Here is a 12,861-nt window from a genome sequence, read left to right as displayed (position 1 = left end):
AACATCAAACGCACCTAAGACTTACCTCGTGGCTACTTTCTAAACAGCTAAATGCACAAATTGCAAATAAGGTTTCAAAGAAGCAACCGCGATACAGGCACGATGTCGTCAAATAAGCAACACTTGTGTTCCGACCTTAGTCATCGAGAAAAGCTCTGCAATATGCTCGTTGTAAAGGCCGATACAACCATTTGACGAACGCCGCCCAATCTTGCGCGTGTCGTGGGTGCCGTGGATTCGGTAGTATGTCCAGCTGAGATAAAGCGCGTGGGTGCCAAGGGGGTTGTCCGGACCCGGGCCAATAAACTTTGGCCATTCAGGATTACGCTTTAGCATAGACGGTGTCGGGCTCCAGCTGGGGCCATCAACCTTACGGATTACCGAAGTACGGCCGCGGCGCGTCAACTCTTGGGTTAGAGGAACACTGGAAGGGTAAAGTTTATAGACGCTTTGATCGTCAGACCAGTAATGTACAGCGCGGCTGTCGATATCGACTAGAATGGCACCATTACGTGTGTTGCTAAAGTACGGCTGCCAATCCAACGTACGAAAACTTGATACGTTGCGGCGCACCACTTCGGTGATATCGCGTTCGTTCTCCGTCGTATTGGTGCTGTTTACGTTATCCGTCTGCGCAATTGCAGGAGCGGCAAGCACCGCAGCAGAGCCCGCAAGGAAGCTCCGACGGCTCGGAGTATTAAATTTTGAGTTGGGCATGAAATGCCTCCACTAATTGACAGCGATTCACACCCATATATGGCGCGAAAGCCACGTTATCAAATCAAACCCGCGTTACGCAGCGATCTTACACCTATGTGAGTTTGATCTGTCGCACTTCAACCTGTATGGCAAATCAATCAACAAAGTGCTTGGAGCCTTGCCATGATCCGTCTGATCTCAATTTTTCTGGCATTTGCCCTAGTGTTGTCAGCATGTGTGCCTGAAACCACAACGATTGGCGCGGACGGACGCCCCGTGCCGAAAGCCTACCGAATCAGCTCGGGTGACAAGAGTAAAATCCAATTCCGCATGCTCGATTCGGTTAACGCCCTACGCCAGGGATCAGGTCTGACCCCCGTTGAACTGAATTCCAGCCTTACCGCAGCCGCGGCCACGCACTCTCGCGACATGTCGAACCAAAACCGCCCATGGCACTTTGGCTCTGATGGATCGTCGCCCGTGGATCGTGTCCAACGTGTTGGTTATAATGGCCGCCTGATAGGCGAAGTGATCTCCGAGACCTATGAGACCGAACTAGAGACCCTTGGCGCTTGGATGGAACAGCCCGATACGCGCCGGATCATCATGTCCGACAAAGCAACCAACCTTGGCTTCGCATGGTATCAGGAACGAAATGGCAAGATTTGGTGGACTCTGGTGATGGGCAACTAAGCCCAGGTCCTCTCACAGCCGTTAGGCAAGAATGTAGATGGGCGTGCCGTCCTGAACCATCGCATAGATTTTTTCGATCTGTTTATTGCTGACTGCAATGCAGCCCCACGTCCAATCACCCTTGTCTTTACGCAGCGGTGATTTCTGCCCGTGAATAAAAATGTCCCCGCCCGGCTCTTTGCCAAGCGCCGCCGCTGTCTCGCGGTCTGCCTCGTTGGGATACGAGATACCCAGAGATAGGTGAAACTTGCTGTTCGGGTTACGCCGGTTAATCGTATAGAGGCCTTCGGGGGTCCGTCCGTCACCTTCGATCAGTTTATGACCGTATGGCGCAAACCCAAGCTTAACTTTGTACTCTTCCAGCACTCTCTTTTCGTTCATTAAATACATTTTACGGTTGGATTTTCGGACGACAACGCCCGTCACGTCAGGTCCGTCATAGCGCTTGAATTTGCTACTTGCCCCACAAGCGCCAAGCGTTACTGCGGCGCCGCCACCCAATAATACGTTCCTGCGTTTCATCTGCTCGCCCTATCCTGATCGGATTATTTTGTTCACTCTACGTCACGGCGTAAGATTATTAGATCAAAAAATCGTTATTACAAAGATAAATTGTCAGATTCGATTGGTCCACGCAACTTTTTGACGCACGCCCGTTTGCGGTTTCTTGCGCAGCGATGCGACCAACTCGATATGAGACGACCAACGGAATTGATCCACGGGTTGCACCCATTCAAGCTCATAACCTTCCGCCACCAAGTACGCCGCATCACGTGCAAAGCTGACCGGGTTACAAGAGACATACGCGATCCGTGCCACATTCGATCGCGCGAGCTCGGCAACTTGCGCCTCTGCTCCAGAACGAGGCGGATCAAGAACGGCGACATCAATCTTGGCAAGTTCATCAGGTAATAGGGGGCGACGATAAAGGTCTCGCGTAACGTGCGTCACCGACTTGAGGCCCTTGGCCATCCGCCAACCCTTATCGAGCGCTACCATCATCTGCGCTTCACTCTCAACTGCGAGGACTTCGGCGTTTTCCGCCAGCGGTAGGGCAAAAGTTCCACAGCCAGCAAACAAGTCAGCCACGCGGTCCGCATCCCCGACCACTTCACGCACCCCTGCCAGCAATTGCGCTTCGCCATGAGCCGTTGCCTGCAAAAACGCGCCCGGTGGTGGCGAAACCATTGCGCGGCCAAACCCGTGCAGCGGTGGCTCGCGCATGGCAATCACTTCATCTTCCCACGTCAAGCGCGACAGGCCTTGGTTCTCGCAAAACTGAGCAAGGTGTTGTTGTAGAGGACCGTCCAGCGGCTTGCCTCCGGCGACCTGCACGTCCAGTCCGGTCAGCGTCGTGGTGATTTGCACAGCCAGCGTAGCCTTGCGGCTGGAGCCAATAATCGCCAGCGCCTTTGCAACCTCAAGCCCTGCAAGTACTTCGGGCAACAGCAACTGACAATCGGGCACCTCAACCAGCACATCAGATCCGCGACCATAGAACCCAGCCATCGCGCCTTTTTTCGTGCGTCGCGCAGCAAATGTCGCCCGCCGACGTGATTGTGCTGGCGAAGTCAGGATCGGTCTTAGTTCAGCCTCAAGCCCATGGGCCGCCAAAGCGTTACGCACGACATCTGTCTTCCAATCAGCCACCAACGGGTCGGAAGCATGCTGCACCTGACAGCCACCACAGGATTTAAAATGCCGGCAAGGCGCTGCCACGCGTTGCTCTGACGGTGTCACGATCTTGATGTCGGTCAGGGTATTTCCCTGCACCACACCTGTAACCAACTCACCGGGAAGGGTCATAGGCGCAAAAACAGGGCCATCGGCAACGCCGTCCCCATGTTGTCCTAAACGTCTGATCTGAAATTCACTCATGCCCCGCCATACGGCACCTATCTGGCGGGGGGTAGACCCTATTCCGCGGCACGCAGGTTGAGAAACCCACCCGACTGCCGCTTCCAGTACCGCGCATACAGCCCCTTGGCTTTAATCAGCGCGTCGTGAGTCCCGACTTCGGCAATGCGGCCCTGATCCAGAACGACAATGCGGTCCATTTCCTTTAGTGTCGACAGCCGGTGCGCGATGGCCAATACCGTTTTACCCACCATAACCCGCTCAAGGGCTTCCTGGATCGATGCCTCAACCTCACTATCCAACGCACTTGTAGCCTCATCCAAAATCAGGATCGGCGCATCCTTTATGATCGCTCGGGCAAGCGCGATCCGCTGACGCTGGCCCCCTGACAGTTTTACGCCCCGCTCGCCAAGATGCGCGTCATACCCTGTACGGTCTTTGTGGTCTTGAAGGGTTAGAATAAATTCATGTGCCTCTGCTTGCCGCGCAGCGTCAAACAGCGCCTCATCATCGGCTTCGGGATTGCCATAAAGGATATTGTCACGGGCGGAGCGGTTAAACATTGCGGTCTCTTGCGTGACCATCGCAATGTTGCGGCGCAAGCTTTCTTGTGTGACGGACCGGATATCCTGTCCATCGATCAATATACGACCACTTTCGCTTTCATAGAGCCTAAGCAACAGCGCGACCAACGTCGACTTGCCAGCCCCAGACGCACCCACGACACCCAGTTTTTCGCCCGCATGAATGGTCAGTGAAATGTCATCAATGCCGCCGGTCTTGCGACCATAAGCAAAGCTGAGGCCCTCGATCACGATCTCTCCAAGTTGAGCATTCAGCGGCTGTGCGTTCGCACCATCTTCCAGGCGGTTGCGCGGGGTCAGCGTGCGCATACCATCCTCAATCTCGCCGATGTTAGAATAAATCGCCATTAACGTGAAACTGACCCAACCCGTCATTTGGGCGATGCGGATTGCGATGGCACCCGCAGCGACAATATCGCCCTCACTCGCCAGCCCGCGCTGCCACAAGACCAAGGTTCCACCGAGCAGTAAGACAGGCAGCAGCCCGGCAAGGCTCATCAAAGCAAGCCGGAACCCAGCAGCGAGATACCCAAACTCAAGCGCGCGGCTGCGGAATGTCTGCATCGCACCAAGTGCTGCACGGTCTTCGTGATCGTCATGGGCAAAGAGCTTGACCGTTTTGATGTTGGTGATCGTATCAACAACCTGTCCCGAAACCATCGCGCGCGCGCCCGCACGGCTTGCAGAGCGCTCACGAACGCGCGGCAAAAACCAATTTATCAGCGCAAAATAGAAAATCAGCCAAACTGCGAACCCAAAAGCCACCCGCCAGTCTATCGCAAAAAGCAAAATGACCGATCCAAACAACGACGCCAGAGCAAATGCCACGACGTTGATCATTTCAGAGGCTACATCCGTAACAGCCCGAGCCGTCTGCATCTGCTTTTGCGCAATCCGGCCCGCAAAATCATCGTCGAAAAATCCAACTGTTTGACCCAAAGTCCAACGGTGCAGGCGAGACAACACCAGAGGGTTCACATTCGGCTGTACAATGATCGCATTCGACGCAGCCGAAAGCCCAAAGAAAATCGGACGCGCAATAAGAAAAAAGGCCATCGCGGCCAAGATAAGGCCAAGGTTCTGACCTTCAAAAAACCGCTCTGGTCCGGTGCCCGAAGCCGCATCAATGACGCGACCCAATATCAACGCAGTACCTGCTTCTAACGCGCCAGCAGCGGCAGATAAAAACGCCGAAAGCCATAGCGCAGGCCACGCCCCTGACAAACACCAACGCATGAAAGCGCCCAATGTTTCTGGTGGCGGCCCTTCCGCAGGGCGAAACGAATCAATCCAATTTCCAATGTTCACGCGTCTTCTTCCGTTTTCAGAAACCCACCGGATTGGCGCGCCCAGAACTGAGCATATAGGCCGCCTTCCGCCAAAAGCGCGTCATGGCTCCCATCTTCAACGATGCGTCCTTGATCAAGCACCAAAATCCGGTCCATCTCAGCAATGGTAGAAAGCCGATGTGCGATTGCGACAACCGTTTTACCCGACATCATCTGATAGAGCGTCTCTTGGATCGCCGCCTCTACTTCACTATCAAGCGCACTTGTCGCCTCATCCAGCAACAAGATTGGCGCATCCTTCAAGATCACACGTGCGAGCGTAATTCGTTGCCTTTGCCCACCTGACAGTTTGACGCCACGTTCCCCTACACGCGCTTGATATCCACTCCGGCCTTCCGGGTCCGTCAAATCAAGAATGAACTCATGCGCCTCCGCCTGCTTAGCGGCCTCAATCGCGGCCTCTTCGGTCGCATTGGGTCGTCCGTAAAGAATATTCTCCATCACCGATCGGTGCAGCAAAGAGCTGTCCTGCTGAACCATCCCAATGTTTTGCCGCAAACTATCCTGCGTCAGCCCACAAATGTCCTGGCCGTCAATTTCAATCCGTCCGCCTTCGACGTCATAAAACCGCAAAAGAAGCTTAAGTAGGGTCGATTTTCCAGCTCCAGAGCGCCCAACAAGGCCTATCTTTTGACCTGACTCGATCATCAGATCCACAGCCTGCAACCCACCAGAACTGCGTCCGTAGTGATGCGTGAGATTCACCAGTTCAATTCGTCCATCCTCTAACAGCAAGGGCTTAGCATCCGATGCATCAACCAGTGTTATCGGTTGAGCAATCGTTTCCATCCCTTCGGCAACCACACCAAGTTGGCGGAAAAACGTCGACAACGCCCACATGATCCAAGCCGTCATTGAGTTCAGACGCAGCGTTAGCGCGGCCGCAGCCGCTACTGTTCCGACGCTCGCCTGCCCGTTGATCCAAAGCGACAATGCCCAGCCAACGACCCCGACAATCAGCAGGCCGTTCAATGCAACCAAAGTGAAATCCATCACCGTAAAAATTCGCATCTCAACCTGAAATGTCTGCCGCGCCTTTTCGATCGCTTCCTTGGCGTACAGCTCTTCGCTGTCATGATGCGCAAACATCTTGACCGAGTGGATATTGGTATAAGCATCCACGACGCGTCCAGTCACGCCGGATCGGGCATCAGACGCCGCCTTGGACGCAGGGCCGATCCGGCGCACCGCCCAAGTTGTTAGGCAGCAATAAAGCGCAAACCAGATCAACAATGGCAAAAGCAGACGGGGATCGGCGCTGGTGAGTAGAACCGCTGCACCGATCAGATAGGCCAAAGAGAATGAAAGCGCGTCAAACGTCTGGAAAATAACTTCGCCCGCCGCAGGTGGCGTTTGCATGATGCGGTTGGCAATGCGCCCTGCAAAGTCATTTTCAAACCAACCAACCGATTGCCGCAACACCTGCCTATGCGCCCGCCATCTGATCAACGTGCCAAAGTTTGGCATGATCGCATTGTTCACCAGCGCGACATCGAGCGCCTGAATGGCCGGTCGAATGAACACAATGAACAGGGCCACCAAGACCAGCTCAGTGCCATATGTTTCCCACATCATGGCGGGGCCTTGTTCCAACAAATCAACGACCCGGCCCATGTAATATATCAACCCAACCTCAATCGCGGCGACAACGACCGACATGCAGGCTGTAAGGGCGAAAATCTTGAGAAACGGCTGGCTATAGGCGCGCAAGAACGGCCACACCCGCTGTGGGGGCGTGTCATCCTGCGGATACGCCGTATACGGATCCACTAATGTTTCGAAGAATCGGAACATGTTCAACTCTGATTTATGTGCTTATGCATATATCGCGGAAATTGGCGGAAAAGCCACCGCCTACGATCACTCTTTTGGCAGAGCCAGCAATTCACCGCGCGTCATGGTAAAATCAGAAGCAACCCATCGTTCTTTCAAGTCAGCCAACCGCGAGCCAAGCGCGGGCCCCTCAACATCTGGCATCAAATCTGCGGCAGCAATTGGAAACACCTTGTTCGAAGCGCTTTCGATCGCCGCAAGAACGGTTGGCTCTGGAACCTGTTCCGCCAGAACGGACCGCAACAAAAGCGCCTGACGTGCGACTTCGGAACCCTCACGGTAGGCAATGGCATTAAGTCTCGAGCTCCCAAATGCTGCGTCTTTGATCGAATGGTACATACGAGTATCAGCTTTGCTTAGCCGCAGGCGTTTAGTCGGATCATCGCCGCCAAGCGCCACCAGCCGGCCAATCCAATTCGGCGACAACTCTAGGGCTTGCTCCATATGCGCAAGCGGTCCGATCCAGCGGTCATCAGTACTAGGCAATACTGCGTTCATCACACCAGTTTGCCGCATCCCAGCCAATGATGGTGCCGGGTCAAATGCACCAAGGAGTTTGGTCAACTCTGAACCGACTCTTTCAGCAGAAAGCGTCTCTAAACCTCCCAAATTTGACGCAATTGCATCCAACGCATCTCGATCAAAACCTACTGCTGGATCCGCATACAAAGCGTGAAACCGAAAATATCGAAGGGTACGAAGATAGTCTTCGCGAATGCGCTGCCCTGCATCTTCGATGAAACGAAAACGGCGCGCATGCAGATCATCCAGCCCGCCAAGTGGGTCGATAATTTGTCCATCAGGAGTCGCATAAATCGCGTTCATAGTAAAATCTCGGCGTCTTGCATCCTCTGAAACATCGGTCGAAAAGGCGACAACCGCACGTCTGCCGTCTGTTTCTACATCGCGCCGAAATGTGGTGACCTCAAAAGGTTCACCACCCGAAACTATGGTAACCGTACCATGCTCAATTCCCGTTGGAACAGCCTTCAATCCGGCGCGTTCGGTTATCGCAATGACATCATCAGGCAGCGCGTCGGTTGAAAGGTCGACATCGCTTACCGGCACACCCAAGAGCGCGTTGCGTACACATCCACCAACGAAATATACAACGTGCCCAGCGCCCGTTAACGCATCGCATACGGCTTGGGCCTGGGGGTTGGCGAGCCAAGGCGTATCAGAAGGGATTAGCGGTGCATTGTTTCGGTCCATGCACGCAACATACGCGCAGTGGCCCCCCAGATGTAATAGGGTCCGTAAGGTACAGTAAAATAGTGGCGCTGCTGCCCACGCCATCGTCGCGACTGAATAGAGTATTGTGTCATGTCGAGCACATGATCCAATGGTACAGAAAAGACCTCATCCACCTCACCTGGTTCTGGTCGAATATCAAAAGCGTCTCTAACAACGGCTATTACAGGCGTAACGTGAAATCCAGTTACTGTCTCATGCGGCGCAAGCGTGCCAAGCACTTCAACAATTCCGGGGGGCAAACCGATCTCTTCATCCGCTTCACGCAAAGCTGCTGCTATAACATCCGCGTCGTCTTTGTCTTGTTTGCCACCTGGAAAAGCAATTTGCCCAGGATGATTTTTCAACGCCGAAGACCGTTTTGTCAGCAAGAGTTCAAGCAGGTTGTTTCGCAATACAATTGGAGCCAACACGCCCGCGGGGCGCAAGGTTCTGCCAGGAGGCAGCTCTACTTCGGGATTCAGATCGAAATCCGACGACGCCACACCAGTTTTGGTCAGCGCCGCACGGATCTCATCTATCTGATCAATCAGCATTCTTATCTTCGGCTTCAAATCCAACGGACGTTGGATCAAGATCATAATGCGCACCGCAGAACTGGCAATCCGCCGTGACGCGACCCTCATCCGTGGTCATTGTTCCAATATCCTTAGCCGAATAGATCGACAGACTTTGCCGCACGCGGTCTTCTGAACAAGTACAGCCAAAACGAACGGCCTGCGCATCAAATACCCGCGGTGATTCCTGGTGGAACAACCGCATCAACAGGTCTGTCGGCTGCAACGTTGGGCCGATCAACTCTAAGTCCTCGACGGTATCAAGCAACATATTCACGCGGCTCCAGTTTTCGGCCTGATCGTCCTGCAGTAGATCATCAGCCTGCAAGACTTCACCAGTACCTTCTTCTTTGGCCGCGAATGGAGACGCCTTGGGCATATGTTGCAGCATTATGCCACCTGCCCGCCAACTCTCTTCTTCGCCCCGAAGCATAGATCGACCAAAGCTCAGCGAAAACCGCGTCGGCAGCTGCTCTGATTGAGCAAAATATGCTTCCGCGCATTCCGAAATCGTCTTGCCAGTCAGCGGCGTGATGCCTTGATAGGGCGTCATTCCTTCGCCCTGATCGATCATGACAGCAAAATACCCTTCGCCGACCTGATCAAAGGGCACACCATCTGTCAGCCTTTCAGCGTCATAGCTTGCATAAGCACGAATGCGCGCTGGGCCGCCGTCTTCCTGCGGACCATAGTAATCTGTCGCGATCATCCGAACAGCACCTTTGGACTGCACCTGCAGCGAAAGCTTCCAACGCAACTTTATCGTCTGGCCAATCAGTGCGGTCAGCAATGTCATTTCTGCCACCAACGCTTCGACCTGCGGCGGGTAATTATGCTGAGCAAGCACGCCATCAAGAGTTCCGTCGAGCCGCGCAACACGGCCCCGGATATCGGAGGCATCAAGCTGAAATGGCAGGACCGTATCGTCCCACGCGAGTTTGTTTCCGAGGTTCATTGGGGTTTCCTTAACGCTGGGCGATTGGCATACCGCGTCTATATAAGACCGGCAAGGCAACTAAAAAGGGGCGAACCATGATCAGACGCTTAGGAGCGCCGCCGCAACAAGGGAAAACCTACCAAATCAGGGCCGGGGCTTATGCCATTTTACCCATAGACCGGCGGTTTCTTCTTACAGCTCAGATCGGCAATGAAATCGACATTCAGCTCCCAGGTGGTGGAATCGATCCAGGTGAATCACCGCTGCAGGCACTTCATCGGGAAGTAATCGAAGAAACTGGTTGGAAAATTGCAACACCTCGTCGGATGGGCGCGTTTCGGCGTTTTGTTTTCATGCCAGAGTACGACCTTTGGGCCGAAAAGTTGTGCCACATCTATCTGGCGCACCCCGTAAGGCAATTATCACCACCCACCGAACCGCTTCATCAAACCATGATCTTAGATGCGCAGGATGCAATCCAACATCTTGGCAACGATGGGGATCGACTTTTTTTGCAGCGCTACGCGTCGATGGCCTGAACCCCGTACTCGAACAGGATGCCTGAAACATCATCAGGGAAATCTTCGCTGCCCGCAAACTCACTGAGCTGCCAAACTAGCGATTCCAGAAATGCCGGTCCATGTACGTCGCTTAGCCCATCCATAAGGCGGGATAGGCCGTCTTCACCAAGCATGTCGCCGGTTGAATCAGGGCATTCAGTCACACCGTCTGAAAGAATGAGCAGCCGGTCCCCTTGGTAAAGTTGGAGATCAAACTGCTCAAAAGTAATGCCGTACATAAGGCCAACAGGAAAACCACCGGTTCCGCATTGCTCAATCGAACCATCCGCCCGTTGCACTGCTGGATGGGGGTGGCCCGCTTGAGACAAGACCACATGCCCTGTCGCCAACTCAATAAAACCCAACATCAGCGTAAAATAGTGCTCCGTTTCCATCTCATCCAGGACCAGATCGTTCAAAGCTTCAATCGCATCTTCTGGTGCGCGAGGCACGAAATTGCCGACATCATCGCGCATCAGCGCAACATTTTGATCTGGCGAGGCGGCCGAAAGATACCCTGCCAAACGTGCCGTCATCAAGGCAGAGCTGATTCCATGTCCAGATACATCAATCGCATAAAGGCCCAGATGATGCTCACCCGCAGGAAAGAAACCTACCAAGTCTCCGCCTACGTGTCCGGACGAACGCAACATTAGTGATAGTTCTCCACTTGGGAAAACCTTGTTGCGTTGCCTTAGCAAAGATTGCTGAAGTTTCTTGGCTTCAATCAGATCGCTGTCGAGGGAATCGTAGACCCGCCGTAACTCGTCCAGCGTATCTGTGATCATTCGATTTTTTTCGGTCAATTCCCGCTGCATTTCGAGAACCCGCTCGCCAGCAGCCATTCGTGCGCGCAACTCATTGCTGTCGACCGGCTTTGTCAGAAAATCATCAGCACCGCTATCTAGCCCAAGAGCGATTTCAGCCTTTTCGTTCTTTGAGGTCAGCAGAATAAAACAACAATATTGATCACCGCTCAGCGCCCTAAATGCACGGCAGAACTCCAAGCCTGACATGCCGGGCATCATCCAATCACTGAGCACGAGATCAGGCAAGGAGGCTCTGGCCAACTCAAGTCCGATTTCTCCAGACTCGGCCTCTTGGACATCAAAGCCCCAACGTTTTAGCGATGCTGTAAGAATTCGGCGCTGAAGCTTACTGTCATCAACGACCAACACGCGTTTCATCGCACCGCTACGCACCGCGTCCTTGCCGGGCAATTCTGAGTTTTGAGTAAGCGGCATAATACAACGCGTCTATTTGTTTCGCCCTACCTGTAGAACGGCGTCCATTAACAGCTCATGAAACCTAAAATTCTTGGAAATACCTTACATCTGTCGACGATTTCTTAACGGACGTCCACTAGTTCTCGATCCAACCTTTGAGGTCGAAGATGATAGACTGGAATCGCATAACTAACCTAATTGACGAAATCGGCGCTGAAGATTTCGACGAAGTTGTCGAGCTATTCATTGAAGAAGTGGATGAGGTAATCGCCCGCCTACATAGCACCGCGGATATAGTCACCCTTGAGGCTGACATGCATCTGCTCAAAGGTTGCGCGCTAAACCTTGGGTTTTCAACATTTGCTCAAAAATGCCAAAACGGTGAGACGATGGCAGCTTCTGGAAAATCAGAAGATGTCGATATTATTGATGTTCTCGAATGCTACAGCGCTTCCAAAAAATCATTCGTGGATGGGCTTCCTGCAGCGCTGGCAGCTTAAACCAGCTTATAAAAATCCTGGACGTTTAGGCCAGGGTACTCGGCCTTCGCTTTGGCCCGCAATAGTTGCATTCCCTTGATCCAGCGCGTCGAATCTTGGGCCCGTAGCTCGTAGTAACCAGCAACCTGGCTATGCGGCAGGATCATAAATTCATCCGCCTCGACACCCATTACTATGGTTTGCGCCACCTGGTCTGCAGTCAACAATGAGTTACTTTGATCTGCATCTAGATCACTCAGGCCCAGAAGGGGCGTGGCGACATATTGCGGACAAACCACCGATACACCCACACCGTCATCGCCGTGAGAAATAGCCAACGATTCCGCAAAACTGACCGCTGCATGTTTGGTGGCTGTATAGGCCGCATCGCCGATCTGATTCAGGAGCCCCGCAGCCGAAGCGACATTGACCAAATGCCCCGATCCGCGCGCAATCATCTTTGGCAAAAGCGCCCGCGCCGCATAGACATGTGCCATCACATGCACCTGCCAACTTTGCATCCATTCGGCGTCGGGGGCAGACGCTGCGTGATCCGGATCACCCCGCCCAAAGCCTGCATTAGAGACAAATATATCTACATCACCGAAAGCGGCTTCGGTCTGCGCAATTGCTTGGGTTATCTGCGTTTCGTCCGTTACGTCACACGCGACGGACAAACCATTGATGCGTCCTGCAACAGCCTGTGCGCCGGCCAAGTCAAGATCCGCAACGCAGACGCGCGCGCCTGCTTCAGTTGCGCGCTCCGCAAGGGCCGCACCGATGCCACTCGCGCCGCCTGTGATGATCACTGTTTTACCTTCAAACTTCATCACAGC

At 53.6% G+C, this 12,861-nt stretch carries 13 protein-coding genes; 3 read left to right on the top strand and 10 right to left on the bottom strand.

Features of this window, described 5'->3' with window-relative positions:
- Positions 1-108: 108 nt before the first annotated feature.
- Complete coding sequence (locus C1J03_RS00540) at positions 109-717, bottom strand: L,D-transpeptidase (RefSeq protein ID WP_114882648.1); 609 nt, start codon at positions 715-717, stop codon at positions 109-111.
- A gap of 165 nt (positions 718-882) precedes the next feature.
- Between C1J03_RS00540 and C1J03_RS00535 the strand changes: the two genes are divergently transcribed.
- Positions 883-1,392: a CAP domain-containing protein gene (locus C1J03_RS00535; RefSeq protein WP_114882646.1), complete on the top strand. Its 510-nt coding sequence runs from the start codon at positions 883-885 to the stop codon at positions 1,390-1,392.
- A 21-nt stretch (positions 1,393-1,413) separates the two neighbouring features.
- Here the strand turns inward: C1J03_RS00535 and C1J03_RS00530 are convergent, their stop codons facing one another.
- The 7 genes from C1J03_RS00530 to hslO form a co-directional block, all read right to left on the bottom strand.
- On the bottom strand, positions 1,414-1,914 hold the full coding sequence (locus C1J03_RS00530; RefSeq protein ID WP_114882644.1) for a L,D-transpeptidase family protein: 501 nt from the start codon (positions 1,912-1,914) through the stop codon (positions 1,414-1,416).
- A 93-nt stretch (positions 1,915-2,007) separates the two neighbouring features.
- On the bottom strand, positions 2,008-3,270 hold the full coding sequence (locus C1J03_RS00525) for a class I SAM-dependent RNA methyltransferase (protein ID WP_114882642.1): 1,263 nt from the start codon (positions 3,268-3,270) through the stop codon (positions 2,008-2,010).
- 38 nt (positions 3,271-3,308) lie between these two features.
- Positions 3,309-5,141, bottom strand: coding sequence for an ABC transporter ATP-binding protein (locus C1J03_RS00520; protein WP_114882640.1), 1,833 nt, complete (start codon positions 5,139-5,141; stop codon positions 3,309-3,311).
- Positions 5,138-6,976, bottom strand: a complete 1,839-nt coding sequence (locus C1J03_RS00515; protein WP_114882638.1) for an ABC transporter ATP-binding protein — start codon at positions 6,974-6,976, stop codon at positions 5,138-5,140. Before C1J03_RS00515 ends, C1J03_RS00520 begins: the two co-directional genes overlap by 4 nt.
- A 66-nt stretch (positions 6,977-7,042) precedes the next feature.
- On the bottom strand, positions 7,043-8,227 hold the full coding sequence (locus C1J03_RS00510) for a CCA tRNA nucleotidyltransferase (protein WP_114882636.1): 1,185 nt from the start codon (positions 8,225-8,227) through the stop codon (positions 7,043-7,045).
- Positions 8,203-8,802 carry a CoA pyrophosphatase gene (locus tag C1J03_RS00505; RefSeq protein WP_114882634.1) on the bottom strand — a complete coding sequence of 200 codons (600 nt, stop codon included), beginning with the start codon at positions 8,800-8,802 and terminating at the stop codon, positions 8,203-8,205. The genes C1J03_RS00510 and C1J03_RS00505 overlap by 25 nt, the downstream gene beginning before the upstream one ends.
- Positions 8,792-9,778, bottom strand: coding sequence for an Hsp33 family molecular chaperone HslO (hslO, locus tag C1J03_RS00500; protein WP_114882632.1), 987 nt, complete (start codon positions 9,776-9,778; stop codon positions 8,792-8,794). The genes C1J03_RS00505 and hslO overlap by 11 nt, the downstream gene beginning before the upstream one ends.
- A 77-nt stretch (positions 9,779-9,855) precedes the next feature.
- Here hslO and C1J03_RS00495 point away from each other — a divergent pair, with 77 nt between their 5' ends.
- Positions 9,856-10,299, top strand: coding sequence for an NUDIX domain-containing protein (locus C1J03_RS00495; protein WP_114882630.1), 444 nt, complete (start codon positions 9,856-9,858; stop codon positions 10,297-10,299).
- On the opposite strand, the gene C1J03_RS00490 is transcribed toward C1J03_RS00495, so the two are convergent.
- Positions 10,281-11,564 carry a PP2C family protein-serine/threonine phosphatase gene (locus C1J03_RS00490; RefSeq protein ID WP_254694144.1) on the bottom strand — a complete coding sequence of 428 codons (1,284 nt, stop codon included), beginning with the start codon at positions 11,562-11,564 and terminating at the stop codon, positions 10,281-10,283. The genes C1J03_RS00495 and C1J03_RS00490 overlap by 19 nt on opposite strands.
- A 149-nt stretch (positions 11,565-11,713) precedes the next feature.
- On the opposite strand from C1J03_RS00490, the gene C1J03_RS00485 reads away from it, so the two are divergent.
- Entirely contained in the window at positions 11,714-12,046 is a 333-nt protein-coding gene (locus tag C1J03_RS00485) for an Hpt domain-containing protein (protein ID WP_114882628.1), read from the top strand.
- Here C1J03_RS00485 and C1J03_RS00480 read toward each other — a convergent pair.
- Positions 12,043-12,855: an SDR family oxidoreductase gene (locus C1J03_RS00480; protein WP_114882626.1), complete on the bottom strand. Its 813-nt coding sequence runs from the start codon at positions 12,853-12,855 to the stop codon at positions 12,043-12,045. The two genes, C1J03_RS00485 and C1J03_RS00480, sit on opposite strands and share 4 nt — an antisense overlap.
- Positions 12,856-12,861 lie beyond the last annotated feature (6 nt).

Source organism: Sulfitobacter sp. SK012 (assembly GCF_003352085.1).
Classification (GTDB): Bacteria; Pseudomonadota; Alphaproteobacteria; order Rhodobacterales; family Rhodobacteraceae; genus Sulfitobacter.
Note: the sequence above shows the minus strand (reverse complement) of the source record. Positions and strands in the feature narration are given on the sequence as shown.

What these genes read in the sequence shown, in the direction of transcription:
- C1J03_RS00540 (WP_114882648.1), bottom strand. Translation starts at nt 717, where the DNA reads ATGCCCAACTCAAAATTTAATACTCCGAGCCGTCGGAGCTTCCTTGCG.
- C1J03_RS00535 (WP_114882646.1), top strand. Translation starts at nt 883, where the DNA reads ATGATCCGTCTGATCTCAATTTTTCTGGCATTTGCCCTAGTGTTGTCA.
- C1J03_RS00530 (WP_114882644.1), bottom strand. Translation starts at nt 1,914, where the DNA reads ATGAAACGCAGGAACGTATTATTGGGTGGCGGCGCCGCAGTAACGCTT.
- C1J03_RS00525 (WP_114882642.1), bottom strand. Translation starts at nt 3,270, where the DNA reads ATGAGTGAATTTCAGATCAGACGTTTAGGACAACATGGGGACGGCGTT.
- C1J03_RS00515 (WP_114882638.1), bottom strand. Translation starts at nt 6,976, where the DNA reads ATGTTCCGATTCTTCGAAACATTAGTGGATCCGTATACGGCGTATCCG.
- C1J03_RS00510 (WP_114882636.1), bottom strand. Translation starts at nt 8,227, where the DNA reads ATGGACCGAAACAATGCACCGCTAATCCCTTCTGATACGCCTTGGCTC.
- C1J03_RS00505 (WP_114882634.1), bottom strand. Translation starts at nt 8,802, where the DNA reads ATGCTGATTGATCAGATAGATGAGATCCGTGCGGCGCTGACCAAAACT.
- hslO (WP_114882632.1), bottom strand. Translation starts at nt 9,778, where the DNA reads ATGAACCTCGGAAACAAACTCGCGTGGGACGATACGGTCCTGCCATTT.
- C1J03_RS00495 (WP_114882630.1), top strand. Translation starts at nt 9,856, where the DNA reads ATGATCAGACGCTTAGGAGCGCCGCCGCAACAAGGGAAAACCTACCAA.
- C1J03_RS00490 (WP_254694144.1), bottom strand. Translation starts at nt 11,564, where the DNA reads ATGCCGCTTACTCAAAACTCAGAATTGCCCGGCAAGGACGCGGTGCGT.
- C1J03_RS00485 (WP_114882628.1), top strand. Translation starts at nt 11,714, where the DNA reads ATGATAGACTGGAATCGCATAACTAACCTAATTGACGAAATCGGCGCT.
- C1J03_RS00480 (WP_114882626.1), bottom strand. Translation starts at nt 12,855, where the DNA reads ATGAAGTTTGAAGGTAAAACAGTGATCATCACAGGCGGCGCGAGTGGC.